This is a genomic window from Bacillus sp. FSL R5-0820 (assembly GCF_038593385.1).
Taxonomy (GTDB): Bacteria; Bacillota; Bacilli; order Bacillales; family Bacillaceae; genus Bacillus; species Bacillus altitudinis.
The window spans coordinates 3,660,294-3,677,588 of the sequence record NZ_CP151991.1; the positions used below are offsets into that span (position 1 = coordinate 3,660,294).

Consider the following 17,295-nt stretch of genomic DNA (forward strand, 5'->3'; position numbering starts at 1 on the left):
TACAATCTTTAATTGAGAACAATTATCAGTTAAAGGAGAAAACAAATGAAAAAATGGTTCGCATTGCTTATCCTTTGTATCATGACGATCATCGCAGCAGCCTGTGGTGCTACAGAAAATAAACCGGCTTCAAACACAACCAAAAGCAAGTCAGCTGAAGCAGCAGAAACAAACATCAAATACTTAGATCAAACGTACAAACTGAAAACACCAGTGAAACGAATCGTCATTGCTGGAAGCCTAGAATCGATGGAAGATGCAAAACTACTTGGTATCGACCCTATTGGTGCTTCTACTGTCGGCGGCACTTTCCCTGAATTATTTAAAGACATTACAGCAAAAACAGAAGGCATTGGGGAAAAAACTGAACCAAACCTAGAAAAAATCTTAAAACTAAAATCAGACGTGATACTCGGATCAACCAAGTTCCCGCCTGCAACAATTAAAAAACTAGATAAAGTCCAAACGACGATCCCAGTATCACATGTCTCTTCCGACTGGGAAAGCAACCTTTTATTACTCGGTGAACTGACTGGAAAAAGTGAAGAAGCGAAAAGCATCATCTCTGATTATCAGAAAGATCTCAAACAAGCGAAAGAAACCCTGAAAGACAAAAGCAACAACAAAACAGCTGTCATTTTACGCATTAGACAGGGCGACCTGTACGTGTACCCTGAAGACGTATACTTCAACTCTACTTTATATGGGGACTTAGGGTTTACAGCACCAAGTGATATCAAAAAAGCCAAAGCACAAGCAATGATTTCATTGGAACGCCTAGGCGAACTCAATCCTGACTATATCTTTGTTCAATTCTCCCAAGAGGAAAACTCATCGAATCCAAATGCATTGAAGGACTTAGAGGGAAATAAAATTTGGAACAGCCTAAAAGCTGTGAAAAATGGGCACATCAATGAAAATGTCGTTGATCCTATGCTTCAGGGAGGAACAGCACTAAGCAAAACCACCTTCCTTGATCAGGCTGTCAAATGGCTAGATCAAACCAACTAAAAAGATGCGCATCTTGACAAAGGGCTAAACATTTTAGTCCTTTGTTCTTCTTTTTCAGCGGAGCTTGAAAACTTGAAGGAGAGAATACACATGAACGGAACGTTTCTATATGACGAATTGAACGGGCGGCAGCTTGATATTTACCTTCCACCGGACACCTCTATTGATGTTCCAGCTGTCTTTGTACAAGATGGCTCTTCTTTGTTTAGAACCCACCTGCTAGAGATCGAAAGCATGATTGAAGCCAAAACCATCTCGCCAATCATCATCGTCGGTATACACCCCTTCAATCGACTTGACGAATATACACCATGGAAAGCATCATCACTGCATTCTGGATTCCCTGACTTTAAAGGTGAGGCACAGACATATGTGTCATTTTTAGCAAATGACTTGCTTCCATATATCAAAAGAGAATACCCAGTCAAACAGACCGGTCATGAACATAGCCATGTAGGTGCTTCATTAGGTGGGCTCTTTGCTATTTATACCTTATTCATGTACCCTGACCTTTTTAAAAACATCGCATCTATCTCTGGGTCATTTTGGTATCCAGATTTTCTACCGGTTGCTAAACAACAAAGCATTCAGTCTGTGGACCACCTTGTCTATTTGTCTGTAGGCAGTGAAGAAGGGAAAGGCAAAACATCTGTCCAACAGCACATGCCTTTATTCAACAAAAAACTCCATGATCTTTTATTACAGAAAGGGATGCAGGAACGAAAGCTTCACTTTCACATTGAACAAGGAGAGGGCCACCATCTGAAACAATTTCAAAAAAATTTCTTATCGGCCATCAAGTGGTTTTATAAAAGAAAACCCAAATTTTTTATCAGCAAGTCACAAAGTTGATATGGTATATTGGAACGTATAGATTGAAAGAGGAGGGATTTGCGCATGAGACCTTTACAAATCTCAGCCGATACCGCACAAAAGCTTGCTGCATCACTCAATGTACCGTTAGAGCAAATCATGCATATGCCGCAGCACATCTTATTAGCTAAATTAGCGGAGCTTGAACAGAAGAAAGATCGTTCTTAAAGAAATAAAGGAGTTTACATTCATGGAACAACAACTAGAAAAATCAACATTTCATCCCCGCAGTACAGGGCAAACCATTTTGCTGATTGCTGGGATTTTACTCATTGCCTTTAACCTGAGGCCAGCCATTACGTCTGTTGGTCCTGTGATCGGTGCCATTCGTTCTGAATTACAGCTTTCAAATGGACTGGCTGGTTTCCTCACGACATTACCACTGCTCTCATTCGCATTGCTTTCTCCCATTGCACCTAAAATCGGAAAACGTCTTGGGAATGAACGAACACTTTGGCTTGGGCTTGCTGTCCTGCTCTTTGGGATTGTCATTCGTTCATTGGGAAGCATCACCTTTTTAATGATGGGAACGGCGCTAGTCGGCGTCGGGATTGCGATTTGTAATGTGCTTTTACCTGGACTTGTGAAACATAAATTCCCTGCACATGCTGGATTAATGACAAGCGTGTATACGACATCGATGTCCGTTTTTGCTGCACTTGCATCTGGTGTCAGCGTTCCGCTCAGTCATGCGATGCCTGGGGGCTGGAATACATCATTCCTTGTCTGGGCCGGACTTGCCCTTCTTGCGATGATGGTGTGGGCGCCGCAGCTTCTTCATCAGAACACAGCTGTCAAAAGCATTTCACTCAAAGAGCAGCCAATATGGCGTTCACGTGTCGCATGGCAGGTGACCTTTTTTATGGGCTTGCAATCATTTCTTTTCTACAGCAGTATCGCATGGTTTCCTGATATTTTGACATCACATGGCATGAACCTGGCGACAGCGGGATGGATGCTCTCTATTATGCAGTTCACTGGTCTGCCATCCACCTTCTTAACGCCCGTCTTTGCAGAAAAATTAAAAACGCAAAGACCGCTTGTCGTCGGCCTTGTCCTTGTGTATTTACTCGGCATGATTGGACTCCTTCTCGGAGGGTCGACGCCTATTCTTGTCATCTCTGTGTTATTCATCGGCGTCGGACAAGGGGCCAGTATCAGTCTTGCCCTCACATTTATCGGATTAAGAACAACCAATATGGAACAAGCAGCTGCCCTCTCTGGAATGGCGCAGTCACTCGGTTATTTATTAGCCGCTGTTGGTCCATTCATGATCGGTATCCTTTTTGATGTGACACATACATGGACGCCAGCCATTATCATCTTTATCGTCGTCCTATTCTTCATGTTTTTATCCGGTATGCGTGCTGGACGAAGCGTCTATATTTCGGATCCATCATAAACAAAGAACCCGCCTCACGAGGAGACGGGTTCTTTTCTGTTTATGCTTGTTCTGTGACGTGCACTTTTAATGTTGCTTGTACTTCTGGGTGAAGCTTCACCGGTACATTTGTGTATCCTAGCGCACGGATGGCATCATTCAACTCGATTTTACGCTTATCGAGTTTGATTTGATGTTCTTTTTGCAATTTATCAGCGATTTGTTTGCTTGTAATCGATCCAAATAGACGACCGCCTTCACCTGATTTAGCAGTGAGTTCCACTGTCAGCGCCTCAAGTGTTTCTTTTAATTGTTTCGCTTGCTCAAGCTCTTGGATGGCATTCTTTTTCTCTTTGTTTTTCTGCCCTTCCAATGCACTTAGGTTCGTTGGAGTTGCTTCAACAGCTAACCCTTGTTTGATGAGAAAGTTGTGAGCGTATCCGTCTGCTACATTTTTGACTTCGCCTTTTTTCCCTTTGCCTTTTACGTCTTTTAGAAAGATGACTTTCATCTTTGAACCCCTCCTTCGAAATATTCGTCTATGGCAGCTTTTAACTTCTCTACCGCTTCTTCAATGGTTATACCATAAATCTGGGTCGCAGCGTTAGTTAAATGACCGCCGCCATCTAATGCTTCCATAATAATTTGAACGTTGATATCCCCTAACGATCTTGCACTAATACAGACCGTATCGTCATCTCGCCTTGCGACAGCAAATGATGCTTCAACCTCACTCATCGACAAGAGAGAATCAGCCGTCTGTGCGATCGTAATTTGATCATAATACTCAGATCTGTCAGACGGCAAGGAAGCAATCGCTACCTGATTTTGATACAGCTCTGTATGCTGAATGAGCTTTGCCCGTTTGATGTAATGATCGACGGTCTCTTTCAAAAACTTTTGCACAAGGACAGGATCTGCCCCTTTTGCACGAAGGTAGGATGCTGCATCGAACGTTCTTGACCCCGTTCTGAGGGAGAAACTCTTCGTATCCACGATAATCCCAGCAAGAAGTGCTGTGGCCTCAATCATGTTAATCCGCAATTTCTTCGGCTGATACTCTAACAGCTCTGTCACCAGTTCTGCTGTAGATGAAGCATACGGCTCCATATAGACAAGTAAAGGATCACGGATAAATTCCTCACCACGTCTATGGTGGTCAATGACAACGACGTTTTCGATCTTATTTAGCAGTCGTTCTTCCATCACAAGCGACGGTTTATGTGTATCTACGACCACAAGCAATGTGTCATCCTTTGCAAGCTCCATCGCTTCCTCAGGCGTGATAAAACGGGACCAAAGTTCTTCATAATTCTTAATTTCACTAATTAAGCGTTGAACGCTATCCCCAATCTGGTTGGCATCAATGACGATGTAACCTTCTTTTCCATTCGCCTGAGCAACCTTTAAAATCCCGATCGAGGCACCGATAGAATCCATGTCGGGGAACTTATGCCCCATGATCATGACATTACCGCTTTCAGATACAATTTCTTTTAAAGCATGTGAAATGACCCGTGCGCGTACTCGTGTCCGTTTTTCCATTGGATTGGTTTTTCCACCGTAGAATTTCACTTTCCCATTCGGCTGTTTAATCGCTACCTGATCCCCGCCTCGTCCGAGGGCAAGGTCAAGACTCGACTGCGCAAGTGCGCCAAGTTCTTTTAAAGAAGGAACAGACGCACCGATTCCAATACTAAGGGTAAGTGTGGCGCTATGTGCCCCTGTTTTCTCACGAACCTCGTCTAAAATGGAAAACTTCGATGCTTCAAGCTCTGCTAAGATGCTCTCGTTTAATACAGCCATAAATCGTTCAGATGAAATTCTTTTTAAGAAAATGCCGTATTCTTGTGCCCAATTGTTTAACAGCGATGTGACTTCACTATTAATCGCGCTGCGCACCTGATCATCAAGACCCTGCGTCACATCATCATAATTGTCTAAAAAGATATAAGATAACACCGTTCGTTCATTTTCATACTGTCTTTCAATCTGCACTTGTTCCGTGACATCAAAGAAATATAAAAGGCGCTCTGACCGTTTAATAATGACTTTGAATTTCCGGTCATTCAGCGTCACATTTTCTGTCTCAACCTCTTGTTTAATAAGAGGCACAATGGATTCAAATGTATCATACAAGGATCTGCCGACAAGTGTGCTTTCATGGAAGCACGAAGCGAGAAATGGATTGGTCCATTCGATATAATACTGGTCATTAAACAGCATAATACCAATTGGCATCTCCATTAATGCTTCTTCTCCAACCTTTTTGACTCGATAGGATAATGTTGAAATATATGAATCAATCTCTTTTTGCACCTGCGTATCTGCCCACTTTAAAAAGTAGAGCACACCCGCAAGGACTAAAAGACCAACCGCTCCTATGATCCAATTAAAATAAAGGTTGAGGAGGACTGTGATCACCGCAAGGACAATTAACGCGAAGATCGGATACTTGATGACAGGTTTTCGATAGAAGCTTGGCACTGATATCAACTCCTCAACATTCAGAGTGAATTATTTGTTTTTACTTTTTCTCTTAAATCAAAGCCTATGTCAGCAATCCCTATAATACGCACAATCACACCGATTGGCGGAAAGAGAATCGTCAATACGACGGCAAAAATGGGTACCACTTTTGAGATGTTTTTTTCGTGGCAATAATAGAAGATAAAAGAAAAGCCCTGAATAAGCACCAGTATAAATAAAATTTGAAAAGCACTCGTTTGCACGAGCGATAAAAAGCTGCCTTTCTCCGGCTGAATCAGCATCAAAAGCAGTGTGAGTAAATAATACCATACCATGCTTTTTGGCAGTCGCATATCCTTAAATTTCTTAAGAGCTGGCATGTCTGGAACAAACCGTTTGATCAACGGCCGCACAAACCAATGATTGACGAAAGACATCAGCGTGACAAAAATCAAAAGCGCTACAGGTAAAGAATTTAATGCCGTATCCTGCATCTCTCTAAACTGCTTGAGTTGTTTTGCTATGTCCTGATCAGAAGCGCCAGATTGTTTTAAGGTACTCTCTACCATCGGCATGATTTGGTCAATTGATTCCTTTGCGACACCCAGTATATCTACTTGAAACAGCTGGACACTGACAACAAAGTAAATGAGAAAACTGAATAAGTAGATCAGCGCACCCGTAATGATAGCCTGACCTGGCTGCCTCCTGCTGTAGAAAACACCCATACCTATTCCAACAGCAATCAGCATTGGCGCACTTAACAGCCCATTAATAGACCCAATTAAAAAGCTGATCACTATGCCAATAGCGCCAGCCGCAATTCCTTTTTTCAAGCCATGCCTGATTGTATAGAGAATGATCGGAATCGGAGCAGCCATGAAGAAAATAATGGATAAAAGTGGCACATACAAATAAAACAGCGTCATTACCGCAAAAATACTGATCATGATAGCGCCTTCTACTAACGCTTTTGTTTGTTTCACACCTTCACCTCAATCCAATCATTTTTCTATATCTTGCTCAATGTGTACTTCTATGTATACGTACGATGTACGCTCCGTCATATCTTGACCCAACCTTTATTTTACCATAGCCGCAAATCGCAAGTAAAATGCAGGCTATCCCAAGAGCGTTTCACGTGGAACAACTTAGATCGTCTTGTACATGCAACTTTTCAGACAGCATGTTACAATTTTTTAGATTATTCTTAGCTATAAACCCTGAATTCAAGGTCAAAAGCTGTTAGAATAGAAACATCATCAATAAAAGTAAGAAGGAGAATTCACATGGGAAAAACACTCGTATTCGGACACAAAAACCCTGACACAGACACGATTTGCTCTGCTATCGCTTACGCTGATCTGAAAAACAAAATTGGCGTTCAAGCAGAAGCTGTCAGACTTGGAGAAATCAATGGAGAAACACAATACGCATTAGATTTCTTTAAACAAGAAGCACCTCGTTTCATTGAAACGGCTGCAAACGAAACAAAACAAGTCATTCTTGTCGATCATAACGAATTCCAACAAAGTGTAAGCGATATTGATCAAGTACAAGTGACAGAGGTCATTGACCATCACCGTATTGCCAACTTTGAAACAAGTGAACCTCTTTACTATCGTGCTGAGCCAGTTGGCTGCACAGCAACGATCTTAAACAAAATGTACAAAGAGCACCAAGTCACAATTGAAAAAGAAATCGCTGGTTTGCTTTTGTCTGCGATCATTTCTGATTCCTTGCTATTCAAATCCCCAACATGCACACAGCAGGATGTTGATGCTGCGCATGAGCTGGCAAAAATCGCAGGAGTAGACCCTGACGTATATGGTTTAGATATGCTGAAAGCAGGAGCTGACCTAAGCCAAAAAACAGTTCAAGAATTAATCACACTGGATGCAAAAGAATTTGCACTAGGTAACAGCAAAGTCGAAATTGCACAAGTTAATACAGTTGATATTGCTGAAGTAACAGCAAGACAAGCTGACATCGAAGCAAAAATCAATGAAGTTATCGCAGCGAAAGGTCTTGATCTATTTGTTTTAGTGATCACAGACATTCTAGAAAATGATTCTCTTGCGCTTGCCCTTGGTGCTGAAGCAGCAAAAGTAGAAAAAGCATTTAATGTCACACTTGAAAACAACACTGCTTTACTCAAAGGTGTTGTATCAAGAAAGAAACAAGTCGTGCCTGCACTAACAGACGCACTTTCTTCATAAACATAAAAAGACTGCTGACATCTTCAGCAGTCTTTTTTCTTCTTTTAATGAATGTACATATCGCTGACGAGAATATCCTTTAGCACGCTTGTTGGAATCGTGAATTCAACTACACCCATGTAACCAGGCGCCACATCATATTCGTTGAAGGAAATCACCAGTTTGCCTTTTGAATTGATATAGAAGCTTTGATCTGGCTGAATCTTCTTAAACGGATCAACCGTATCTTGCTTCGTCATCCAGTAAATCTTATTTGAATCCTCTTTCATCTGTTTCTTCATTTGTTCTTTAATATTTTCACTAATCACATCAATATAACGGTCATCTTTAAATAGACTTGGTAATGTAATGAGTACATGGTTTTTCTTATCCACCGTATCATATGTCATTTCCTCTGCCGCAGAAGCCTGAGTCGTCACCTTGTATCGACCTAGTGAAAGAATTTGATCATTGTTTGTTCTTACTTCATATCCGCTCTCTACACTCAAATGACCATTTTTATAACCCTTTGTTTCCTTTTCAAAATCTTGATACAGCTTTTTGTTTTCAGCTAAATATTTTTGATTCAGGCTGTCTTGTAATTTTCCGTCCCCAAGCCCTGAAACGTGTGGTGTTTTGAGATCAATATTTGTTCCCTGATCGCTCTTTTTAAATTCTGTGAACGTCACGACTTTCACAAGCTCTCCAATGACGGGTACTTCTGAAATCGCTCTTGCTGCCTGCGGACTGACATTCACAGTTGTGACAAATAAAGCAGCCGCAGCAACAAGTCCGATCGTCCATTTCTGAAAATGAGGTTGCTTGTTTTTTCGTTTTAATGTCCGTTCAACCATAGCATCGTATTCCGGGGGAATAGGGATTTCTAGATATTCCTCTTTTAATTGCTCCAAATGCTTATCCATTTATATTTCCTCCTGCGATAATTCTACTTTTAAAAGCCGCAACGCCTTATATAATCTTGTTTTAATGGTGTTTTCATTTTCTCCAAGAATATGAGCAATGTCCTCTAGCTTTAAATCCTCAAAGAATCTTAATATAATGATGGCCCGATACATCTCCGGCAAATCTTCTATCGCCCGTCTGACATCTTGATCCTCATAGACATCCGATTCACCCTGCGATAAAAATTCAAGCGTGTCATCGTCTGTCACTTGCACACGCTTCTTCTTTCGTAAAAAGTCGAGGGCAGCGTTTACGACGATTTTATAAAACCAGCTATGCATCTTGGTCGCATCCTCTAATCGGTGAACAGATTTGAGTGCTTTATGAATCGCCTCTTGAACGACATCCATCGCATCTTCTGGGTTTTTGACATAGCTATAGGACAATCGATAAAAACTGTGTTTATGCTCCATTACGTAATCCGCAAATTGATCATCAATCTTTCGTTTCTTCATTTTACAAAGAGCTCCTTTATCTTAAATGCGCATCTGTTATTTCTTACATTGGATAGACGCGCACCTGTTAAAAATAGTTTGCGCTCCATTATTTTTTTAACATGTCATCCCATTTACGTTTCTATACAAAAAGAGCGAACCTGACAGGTTCACTCTTTTAAAGCCGTTATTTTTTGATAAACAAATGGTTTGAGTGGTGATAGCGGATGAATGATGGACACTCCTGTTTCCTGCTCCACCTGCTTTGCAGCGTGAACCATCGAGAGCTGCATCACACAAATATCTCCATGCTGCTGCTTCAAAGATTGCCTTAACTGTTCCATGATTCGCTCATGGTAGGCTTGTATATCACCGTTCAAGCAAAGATGAAAGACATCCTCTAGCACAACCACTTCTGCCTTCAACTGCTTTCCCCGCTCTTTTACATATGAAGACAGTCGCTTCATCGTTCCTTCTACTGTATCTGGGTTTGAAAACACTAGCTGAAGCGGACCCTCTCGCTCACAAATCTGCTCAAATAACGGCTCATCTATCGGAACAATTGGTTGTTTGAACAGGTGCTGCTGCTCCCCCAAAGCCGCAATGTATTGTGTACACGTTAATAAAACAAGATCAGCCTCTGCTTCTTGCATGAGTCTGTTGATCGCATAGGTTTGCTGCTGCTCAAGATCAAATGCGGGATCTTGTTTGGCTCGTTCCATAAATGATGAATCGACGATGTGATGCAGATCAAATCCTGTGTCATAGAAAGCGTCGTCAATGTAAGAAATATTAGATGGATGTGCGTGAAGGCAGTGTAATCGAATCATTAGGTCCGCTCCTCATAAAAGTTTTCACTCATTATATCAATCCTTGTATGAAATAGGGAGCAACATGACCATATTGTTAAGGAGATATTGAAGGAGGGATTCTACCTTGAAAGAAGATCAACAGCCTACATCATCTTCAGAGTCAGAAGAAACCTTGACGAATCGCCAAGGTCACCCGGTAACAGATAATCAAAACATGAGAACCGTTGGGAATAGAGGACCGACTACGCTTGAAAACTACGATTTCCTAGAGAAAATCAGTCATTTTGATCGTGAACGCATCCCTGAACGTGTCGTTCACGCACGAGGTACCGGCGCACACGGATACTTTGAAGCCTACGGTACATTCGGTGACGAACACATTTCCACTTATACAAGAGCCAAATTATTTCAAGAGAAAGGAAAAAAGACCCCTGTCTTCGTTCGATTCTCTTCTGTTATTCACGGCGGACATTCACCAGAAACTTTACGCGATCCGCGGGGATTTGCGATCAAATTTTATACAGAAGACGGCAACTGGGATCTCGTTGGGAACAACCTCAAAATTTTCTTTATTCGAGATGCTTTGAAATTCCCTGATTTGGTTCATGCCTTTAAGCCTGACCCTGTCACCAATCGTCAGGATGGTGAGCGCATTTTTGATTTCGTTTCACAATCACCTGAAGCAACACATATGGTGACATTTCTCTTCTCGCCATGGGGCATTCCTGCCACATACCGGCACATGCAAGGCTCTGGCGTCCATGCCTATAAATGGGTGAATCATGAAGGAAAAGCAGTACTGGTCAAATATCACTTTGAACCGAAGCAAGGGATTCGCAACCTGACACAAGAACAAGCCCAAGCCATTCAAGGGGAAAACTTTAATCATGCCACACAGGATTTATATGAAGCCATTGAACAAGGGGATCATCCTGAATGGGAAGTATACGCGCAAATCATGGAAGATGACACCCACCCCCATCTAGACTTTGATCCACTCGATCCGACAAAGCTCTGGTACAAGGATGACTATCCATGGAAACCAATCGGACGAATGGTGCTAAACAAAAATCCAGAAAATTATTTTGCAGAAGTGGAACAGGTTGCCTTTGGGACGGGGGTTCTTGTAGACGGATTAGATTTCTCAGATGATAAATTGCTGCAAGGACGTACCTTCTCATACTCTGATACGCAGCGATATCGTGTCGGGCCAAATTATTTACAGCTGCCGATCAATGCCCCGAAAAAGCATGTTGCCACCAATCAGCGAGATGGGCAAATGGAATATCATGTGGATCAAGGAAAAGGACAAAACCCCCATGTGAATTATGAACCGTCCATTCTCGGGGGATTAAAAGAAGCGCAGCAAGATGGAAAGGATCATACGCCTTTTGTAGAGGGTGAAGTCAAACGAGAAGCCATTGACCGCCCGAACAATTTCGGACAAGCGGGAGAAACCTATCGCCGCTTCAATGATTGGGAACGTGAGGAACTGATTAAAAACTTAGTCAACACCTTAGCTACCTGCCAAAAAGACATCCAAGACCAAATGATCGAAAACTTTACAAAAGCTGATCCTGACTACGGAAAACGTGTGGCCGATGGCTTAAAAGCCTTCAAACAAGAGGAGCCAAGCGGACCAATTGGATCAACAGGCGCGGCACAGGCTGTCAATGATGCGATCAACAACAGCACCCCTTCAGATCCTTATTAATGAAAAAAGAATGCAGCGGAGTGGCTGCATTCTTTTTGTATACATCTATTAAGCGTTTTGACCTTTTTTGATCCATTCTGCTACATTCACTGTACGTTTCGCCTGATGTTTTGCGGCTGCTTCTGCATCCTCTTGGATCTTTCCATTTTGGTCAACAGTCACACTCACACCGTAAGGGTTACCCCCTGCGCCGTATAGGGAATCATCCGTGTATCCAGGAGCGGCAATAATGGCTCCCCAGTGGAACATCGTTGTATAAAGGCTCAGAACTGTCTGCTCCTGTCCGCCATTTGGGTTTTGTGCAGATGTCATCGCACTCACTGCTTTGTTTGCTAGTTTCCCTTGGAACCATAAACCGCCTGTTGTGTCTAAGAATTGTTTCATTTGAGCCGGTAAGTTACCGAAACGTGTCGGCATGCTGAAAATAATGGCATCTGCCCACTCTAAGTCACTTAACTGAACCTCAGGGACATCTTTTGTTTCATCTAAATGTGCTTTCCATGCTGGATTTGATGCAACAACTGCTTCTGGTGCCAATTCAGGAACCTTTAAAATTTTGACTTCAGCACCAGCTTCTTTCGCTCCAGCCTCCGCCCATTTCGCCATCTGATAGTTTGTACCTGTTGAACTATAATAAATAATCGCTAGTTTTACGTTTTCCACTTGTTCCATCTCCTTTTGTTTGGTTTGCCCAAAAAGATTCTGTAAAAATCCCACCTGTATTCCCCACCTTATTTAAATTGACGACGATACCACAATGCCGCAGCATCGACTTCTTCTCTCGTTAGCTGATGTCCACGATTTTCCCAATGAAGCGTTACGGATGCTCCCGCCTCCTGAAGCAGTTGCTCCAGTTCCTGAGATTCCTCAGGACGGCACATTGGATCATTTTCACCAGCTGCTATAAAGACTTGTTTCCCCGCTAATGAAGGTAATGAAACCCCTCGTCTTGGGACCATTGGATGATGCAGGATCGCTCCTTTCAGCGCATCTCCGTAATGGAATAACAGACTTCCAGCAATATTCGCCCCGTTTGAATAGCCGATGGCTACAACATTGTGACGATCAAATCCATACTTATCTGCTGCTTCCCCGATAAATGTATATAATTCCTCTGTACGATCAATTAAATCTTGCTCATCAAAAACACCCTCTGCCAAACGCCTGAAAAAACGCGGCATGCCGTTTTCTGATACATTTCCTCTCACACTAAGAACAGATGCTTCAGGGTCTACCACTTCTGCAAGCGGCAATAAGTCTTGCTCTGTCCCGCCAGTTCCATGCAGCATGAGAAGGACAGGTTTTTGTTCATTCTTTCCTTTTTGAAAAAGATGCTTCATCATGAATCTCCTTTCCCTTTGATTTCTCTTACCTCAATCGGCAGCACGATTTGTTCAATTTGACTACGCTGCGCCTCATATTGCGGCGGCAGTTTCAACGCTTCACCCATCGTTTCCACAGATTCATCGTGTGCAAACCCTGGAGGATCGGTCGCAATCTCAAATAATATGCCGCCAAGCTCTCTAAAATAAATGGCATTGAAATAATTTCGATCTTGCACAGGCGTCACTTGATATCCGCTTTGCGCAACATGTCTTTGCCAATCTAATTGATCCTGATCATCTGTTGCTCTCCACGCAATATGATGTACAACACCCACGCCCATACGTCCTCGTGCAACAGGTGTCTTGTTCACATCAATGACATTGCCGATTTCTCCAAACGAACGGAATCTCACATAATCTCCTTCCGTGCCGACTTTTTCAAGTCCCATCGTTTGCTCTAGCAGCTGCATCGTTTGCTCAGGCTGTGAAGTTAATAAAACAGCTCCGCCAAACCCTTTAATCGCTACTTCTGGTGTCACCCCATTAAATGTCCAGTCATTCTGTTTTCCTTCTTCACGTTCTACAAGTTCTATCAATAAACCGTGCGGATCTTCAAATGAGAGAAAGGCCTCACCAAAGCGTTCAATCATTTCATAAGAAACGTCAAACTGCTCAAGGCGTTCCTTCCAAAAAGAGAAGGCACCGGTCGGTACGACATATGTTGTCACACCTACTTGACCTGCTCCAATTTGTCCCTTTTGTGCACCTGGCCAAGGGAAAAACGTAATTATGGTACCTGGAGAACCTCCTTCATTTCCAAAATATAAATGATATGTGCCTGGATCATCAAAATTGACGGTCTTTTTCACGAGACGCAGACCTAAAACACCTGCATAAAAATCAACGTTCTCCTGAGGATGACCAACAATTGCTGTGATATGGTGAATTCCTTCTGTTTTCTTCACTTCTAATGACCTCCTCTTCATGACGTAACATGTCCCTACTCATTATGTCTTGACTGATGCTTTTATATTATCTCGAATTCGAGATATATGATCAAAAAATATATTTATCTCGAATTAAGGATATTATTTTTTGAAATAGATGTCAATGATTTTTGTTTTTTTTCTTTTCAAAAGCAGGCCGCTTTGTATATAGCAGACCTGCTTCCCCTTGATTATTGAAGCAATTTTTTCTTTTTTAAATAGGCTTCGGCTACTTGAAATGCATCTTTCCCCTTCACATTGACTTCGTAATTCATTTCTCTCATCTCATCATCTGTGATTTGACCAGCGAGCTTGTTGAGAGAGGCCTCAATCTCAGGATACTCTTTTAATGTCTCCTGTCTTAGCAAGGGCGCTCCTTGATAGGGCGGGAAAACATGCTTGTCATCATCAAGCACCTTCAACTTGTATTGTCTCAATTCACTGTCTGTCGAATACGCATCGACCAACTGAATATTCCCTTTTTGAATGGCGCGATATCGAAGTTTCGGTTCCATCGTGACCACATCGTCAAAAGAAAACTGATAAGCTTTTTGAATGCCTAAATATCCATCCTGACGATCAGAAAACTCTAAAGTAAAGCCAGCACGTATACGATTCTTGATTTGACCCAGATCTGAAATCTTTGATAAATCATATTGATCCGCTAGTGATTGAGGCACGGCTAAAGCATATGTATTGTTATAAGCCATCGGCTGAAGAAGCTGAAGCTGAAAGGATGACGCCAAACCTTGGCGCGCTTGCTCATACACTTTTTCCTTATCCGTGCTTTTCGCTGTTTCTTTCAGAAATTCAGAAATCGCTGTCCCTGTAAATTCAGGATAGATGTCAATATCACCAGACCGCAGTGCTTGAAAAACAAAGGACGTCTTACCAAGACCAGGCTTAAGATTGACTTGGATATCTGTATCCTGCTCAATTAAAAGCTTATACATGGAGATCAAAATTTCAGGCTCTGACCCCAGCTTCCCTCCAATGGTGATCTCTTTCTTTTCTTGTTGAAACAGCAATGGGGCAGCGACAACTGCTCCTGCTATTACAGCAAAGACCGTTACAGAGATCACGGTTTTTTTAAAGGAGATTTTCTCAAGTGTCCGCAAGACCACATCAAATAAGAGCGCAAGTAATGCAGCTGGAATAGCACCAATGATGATCAAAGACATATCATTTCGATCAATTCCAAGCAGAATCAGACTCCCTAATCCACCTGCCCCAATAAGAGCTGCAAGAGTGGCTGTCCCTACAATGAGGACCATCCCCGTTCGAATACCTGCCATGATCACTGGCATAGCAAGAGGGAGTTCTACTTTTAATAAGCGTTTGCGGTGATTCATTCCCATAGCAAACGCCGCTTCCCGCAGCGACGGATCGACCTCACGAATGCCTGTATATGTGTTTCTTAAAATAGGGAGCAGAGCATAGACGACAAGAGCGATAATTGCGGGCACTTGACCAATCCCAACGAGAGGAATCAGCAGTCCAAGCAGCGCCAAAGACGGAATTGTCTGCAAGACAGCCGTCACCCCAATGATCCACTCTGCTATCTTAGGGACTCTCGTTAAATAAATCCCTAAAGGAATGGCAATCAAAATCGCTAGAAATAACGCAATGAAGGAAATTTGAATATGCTCAAGTAAGGCGTGTCCGAGCTGATCTTTTCGAGCCCATAGCACACTAGTCCATTCATTCATGTGTCTCGCCCCTCTCAGCAGAAGTACCGGCTAAATACTGAATCACCGCTTGACGAGTGATGAGCCCGATCCGTTCCCCATCCTTCTCAACAACAAGCTCTTCATGCTCTGCCAGTCGAGATAGAACCTCTTCCAGCGTCGCATGGATGGAGACCGCCTCATCGCCTAACAGATCATCTTGAGGCATGGGCTGAGAAATAGTTGTCAGCTCAAATGCTTGATGGTCTACATGACGGGCAGCTCCTGAAACAAACTCCCGCACAAATGGATTCACTGGATGCTGAATCAATTCCTCTGGGCGTCCAACCTGCACCACTTTTCCTTCATTCATCACACATATCCGATCTCCAAGCTTCATGGCTTCCTGCATATCATGTGTCACAAAAACGATGGTCTTTTGAATACGGCGCTGTAACTCAAGCAGATCATCTTGTAATTTCTCTCTCGTCAGTGGATCTAACGCACTAAAAGGTTCATCCATCAGGACAATCTCAGGATCAGCAGCAAGTGCCCGTGCTACGCCGACTCGCTGCTGCTGTCCTCCTGAAAGCTCTGCTGGCTTTCGATGTCGATAGGTAGAAGGCTCAAGCCCCACCATGAACATCAACTCATCAACACGCTGATTCGTCTCAGTCCGCTTCCATTGTTTCAGCTCTGGCACTACAGCAATATTCTCTTCTATGGTCATATGAGGGAACAACGCTATTTGCTGAAGCACATAACCAATATCCCAGCGCAGCTCATAAATATCATAATCGCTGATGGTTCGATCCTTTATGTAAATCTCACCTTCTGTAGAAGAGATGAGACGATTGATCATTTTCAAAGTCGTCGTTTTCCCGCTCCCACTAGGTCCAATCAATACAAAAAATTCACCTTTCTGAATCTCCAAATCAACAGATTGAACGGCATACCGGTCATCAGAAAATTGCATCGATACATTCTTAAATTCAATCATCTTCCCACGCCCTGACTGCAAGTATATTTTAAAATACCAATATGACAGATTAACCTAGTATTTGTATAGAACAAACTGTCACGTTGACTCTCTTTTTACATACTTCCCCTAGTTAGACTGCCAGAAACGACTTTCTCATAAAAGTGAGACAAATAAAAAAAGCGAAGAGCTCAAGGCCCTTCGCTTTTAAGTCAACGACTTACTCACCAGTAACGTATGGAAGTAATGCCATTTGACGTGATTTTTTAATCGCTAATGTCAATTTACGTTGATACTTAGCGCTAGTTCCTGTTACACGACGAGGTAAAATTTTACCACGCTCAGAAACAAACTTTCTAAGAAGATCAACATCTTTGTAATCGATGTGCGTGATTCCGTTAGAAGTAAAGAAACATACTTTACGACGTTTCGCACGACCGCCTCTGCGTCCACCTGCCATTTGTTTTCACACCTTTCCTTTGG

The 17,295-nt window shown here is 42.5% G+C and carries 18 protein-coding genes; 6 read left to right on the top strand and 12 right to left on the bottom strand.

The features are described 5' to 3' along the window. The first annotated feature begins 45 nt into the window (after positions 1–45). The 4 genes from NST15_RS18880 to NST15_RS18895 all read left to right on the top strand — a co-directional run bounded on the left by NST15_RS18880 (position 46) and on the right by NST15_RS18895 (position 3,286). A complete protein-coding gene (locus tag NST15_RS18880; RefSeq protein WP_342498747.1) occupies positions 46–1,011 on the top strand; it encodes an iron-hydroxamate ABC transporter substrate-binding protein in 966 nt (321 codons plus the stop codon). Between the two features lie 90 nt (positions 1,012–1,101). After that, a complete protein-coding gene (locus tag NST15_RS18885) occupies positions 1,102–1,863 on the top strand; it encodes an alpha/beta hydrolase-fold protein (protein ID WP_342498748.1) in 762 nt (253 codons plus the stop codon). 45 nt (positions 1,864–1,908) lie between these two features. Then, positions 1,909–2,052 carry a YycC family protein gene (locus tag NST15_RS18890; RefSeq protein WP_008347524.1) on the top strand — a complete coding sequence of 48 codons (144 nt, stop codon included), beginning with the start codon at positions 1,909–1,911 and terminating at the stop codon, positions 2,050–2,052. 22 nt (positions 2,053–2,074) lie between these two features. After that, positions 2,075–3,286, top strand: coding sequence for an MFS transporter (locus NST15_RS18895; RefSeq protein WP_342498749.1), 1,212 nt, complete (start codon positions 2,075–2,077; stop codon positions 3,284–3,286). A gap of 40 nt (positions 3,287–3,326) precedes the next feature. On the opposite strand, the gene rplI is transcribed toward NST15_RS18895, so the two are convergent. Genes rplI through NST15_RS18910 form a run of 3 tightly spaced genes read right to left on the bottom strand, consistent with a single transcriptional unit; the run spans position 3,327 to position 6,720 of the window. Then, entirely contained in the window at positions 3,327–3,776 is a 450-nt protein-coding gene (rplI, locus tag NST15_RS18900) for a 50S ribosomal protein L9 (RefSeq protein ID WP_007497423.1), read from the bottom strand. Next, positions 3,773–5,752: a DHH family phosphoesterase gene (locus NST15_RS18905; RefSeq protein ID WP_017359884.1), complete on the bottom strand. Its 1,980-nt coding sequence runs from the start codon at positions 5,750–5,752 to the stop codon at positions 3,773–3,775. Before NST15_RS18905 ends, rplI begins: the two co-directional genes overlap by 4 nt. A 20-nt stretch (positions 5,753–5,772) precedes the next feature. Continuing rightward, the gene (locus NST15_RS18910) at positions 5,773–6,720 is read right to left on the bottom strand and encodes a YybS family protein (RefSeq protein WP_017368456.1); all 948 of its coding nucleotides are present in this window, start codon (positions 6,718–6,720) and stop codon (positions 5,773–5,775) included. 303 nt (positions 6,721–7,023) lie between these two features. Here NST15_RS18910 and NST15_RS18915 point away from each other — a divergent pair, with 303 nt between their 5' ends. Further along, complete coding sequence (locus tag NST15_RS18915; protein WP_048001996.1) at positions 7,024–7,953, top strand: manganese-dependent inorganic pyrophosphatase; 930 nt, start codon at positions 7,024–7,026, stop codon at positions 7,951–7,953. 44 nt (positions 7,954–7,997) lie between these two features. Here the strand turns inward: NST15_RS18915 and NST15_RS18920 are convergent, their stop codons facing one another. The 3 genes from NST15_RS18920 to NST15_RS18930 form a co-directional block, all read right to left on the bottom strand. Then, positions 7,998–8,855 (bottom strand): DUF3298 and DUF4163 domain-containing protein, encoded by an 858-nt coding sequence (locus NST15_RS18920; protein ID WP_017368457.1) that lies wholly within the window; start codon positions 8,853–8,855, stop codon positions 7,998–8,000. Then, a complete protein-coding gene (locus NST15_RS18925; RefSeq protein WP_035704097.1) occupies positions 8,856–9,350 on the bottom strand; it encodes an RNA polymerase sigma factor in 495 nt (164 codons plus the stop codon). A 149-nt stretch (positions 9,351–9,499) separates the two neighbouring features. Beyond that, positions 9,500–10,159, bottom strand: a complete 660-nt coding sequence (locus NST15_RS18930) for a hypothetical protein (RefSeq protein WP_035704099.1) — start codon at positions 10,157–10,159, stop codon at positions 9,500–9,502. Positions 10,160–10,265: 106 nt separating this feature from the next. On the opposite strand from NST15_RS18930, the gene katX reads away from it, so the two are divergent. Next, on the top strand, positions 10,266–11,855 hold the full coding sequence (katX, locus tag NST15_RS18935) for a catalase KatX (RefSeq protein ID WP_035704100.1): 1,590 nt from the start codon (positions 10,266–10,268) through the stop codon (positions 11,853–11,855). A gap of 48 nt (positions 11,856–11,903) precedes the next feature. Here the strand turns inward: katX and wrbA are convergent, their stop codons facing one another. The 6 genes from wrbA to rpsR all read right to left on the bottom strand — a co-directional run bounded on the left by wrbA (position 11,904) and on the right by rpsR (position 17,272). Next, positions 11,904–12,527 (bottom strand): NAD(P)H:quinone oxidoreductase, encoded by a 624-nt coding sequence (gene wrbA / locus NST15_RS18940; RefSeq protein WP_045034926.1) that lies wholly within the window; start codon positions 12,525–12,527, stop codon positions 11,904–11,906. Between the two features lie 59 nt (positions 12,528–12,586). Continuing rightward, the gene (locus NST15_RS18945; RefSeq protein WP_144626542.1) at positions 12,587–13,198 is read right to left on the bottom strand and encodes an alpha/beta hydrolase; all 612 of its coding nucleotides are present in this window, start codon (positions 13,196–13,198) and stop codon (positions 12,587–12,589) included. Next, a complete protein-coding gene (locus tag NST15_RS18950; protein WP_017359878.1) occupies positions 13,195–14,145 on the bottom strand; it encodes a ring-cleaving dioxygenase in 951 nt (316 codons plus the stop codon). Before NST15_RS18950 ends, NST15_RS18945 begins: the two co-directional genes overlap by 4 nt. A 212-nt stretch (positions 14,146–14,357) precedes the next feature. After that, on the bottom strand, positions 14,358–15,875 hold the full coding sequence (locus tag NST15_RS18955; protein ID WP_340968666.1) for an ABC transporter permease/substrate-binding protein: 1,518 nt from the start codon (positions 15,873–15,875) through the stop codon (positions 14,358–14,360). Further along, the gene (locus tag NST15_RS18960) at positions 15,868–16,833 is read right to left on the bottom strand and encodes an ABC transporter ATP-binding protein (RefSeq protein WP_342498750.1); all 966 of its coding nucleotides are present in this window, start codon (positions 16,831–16,833) and stop codon (positions 15,868–15,870) included. The genes NST15_RS18955 and NST15_RS18960 overlap by 8 nt, the downstream gene beginning before the upstream one ends. Positions 16,834–17,032: 199 nt before the next feature. After that, a complete protein-coding gene (gene rpsR, locus NST15_RS18965) occupies positions 17,033–17,272 on the bottom strand; it encodes a 30S ribosomal protein S18 (protein ID WP_008347556.1) in 240 nt (79 codons plus the stop codon). Between the last annotated feature and the right edge of the window lie 23 nt (positions 17,273–17,295).

Coding starts and splice junctions, on each gene's coding strand:
- NST15_RS18880 (WP_342498747.1), top strand. CDS start 46: ATGAAAAAATGGTTCGCATTGCTTATCCTTTGTATCATGACGATCATC.
- NST15_RS18885 (WP_342498748.1), top strand. CDS start 1,102: ATGAACGGAACGTTTCTATATGACGAATTGAACGGGCGGCAGCTTGAT.
- NST15_RS18890 (WP_008347524.1), top strand. CDS start 1,909: ATGAGACCTTTACAAATCTCAGCCGATACCGCACAAAAGCTTGCTGCA.
- NST15_RS18895 (WP_342498749.1), top strand. CDS start 2,075: ATGGAACAACAACTAGAAAAATCAACATTTCATCCCCGCAGTACAGGG.
- rplI (WP_007497423.1), bottom strand. CDS start 3,776: ATGAAAGTCATCTTTCTAAAAGACGTAAAAGGCAAAGGGAAAAAAGGC.
- NST15_RS18915 (WP_048001996.1), top strand. CDS start 7,024: ATGGGAAAAACACTCGTATTCGGACACAAAAACCCTGACACAGACACG.
- NST15_RS18920 (WP_017368457.1), bottom strand. CDS start 8,855: ATGGATAAGCATTTGGAGCAATTAAAAGAGGAATATCTAGAAATCCCT.
- NST15_RS18925 (WP_035704097.1), bottom strand. CDS start 9,350: ATGAAGAAACGAAAGATTGATGATCAATTTGCGGATTACGTAATGGAG.
- NST15_RS18930 (WP_035704099.1), bottom strand. CDS start 10,159: ATGATTCGATTACACTGCCTTCACGCACATCCATCTAATATTTCTTAC.
- wrbA (WP_045034926.1), bottom strand. CDS start 12,527: ATGGAACAAGTGGAAAACGTAAAACTAGCGATTATTTATTATAGTTCA.
- NST15_RS18945 (WP_144626542.1), bottom strand. CDS start 13,198: ATGATGAAGCATCTTTTTCAAAAAGGAAAGAATGAACAAAAACCTGTC.
- NST15_RS18955 (WP_340968666.1), bottom strand. CDS start 15,875: ATGAATGAATGGACTAGTGTGCTATGGGCTCGAAAAGATCAGCTCGGA.
- NST15_RS18960 (WP_342498750.1), bottom strand. CDS start 16,833: ATGATTGAATTTAAGAATGTATCGATGCAATTTTCTGATGACCGGTAT.
- rpsR (WP_008347556.1), bottom strand. CDS start 17,272: ATGGCAGGTGGACGCAGAGGCGGTCGTGCGAAACGTCGTAAAGTATGT.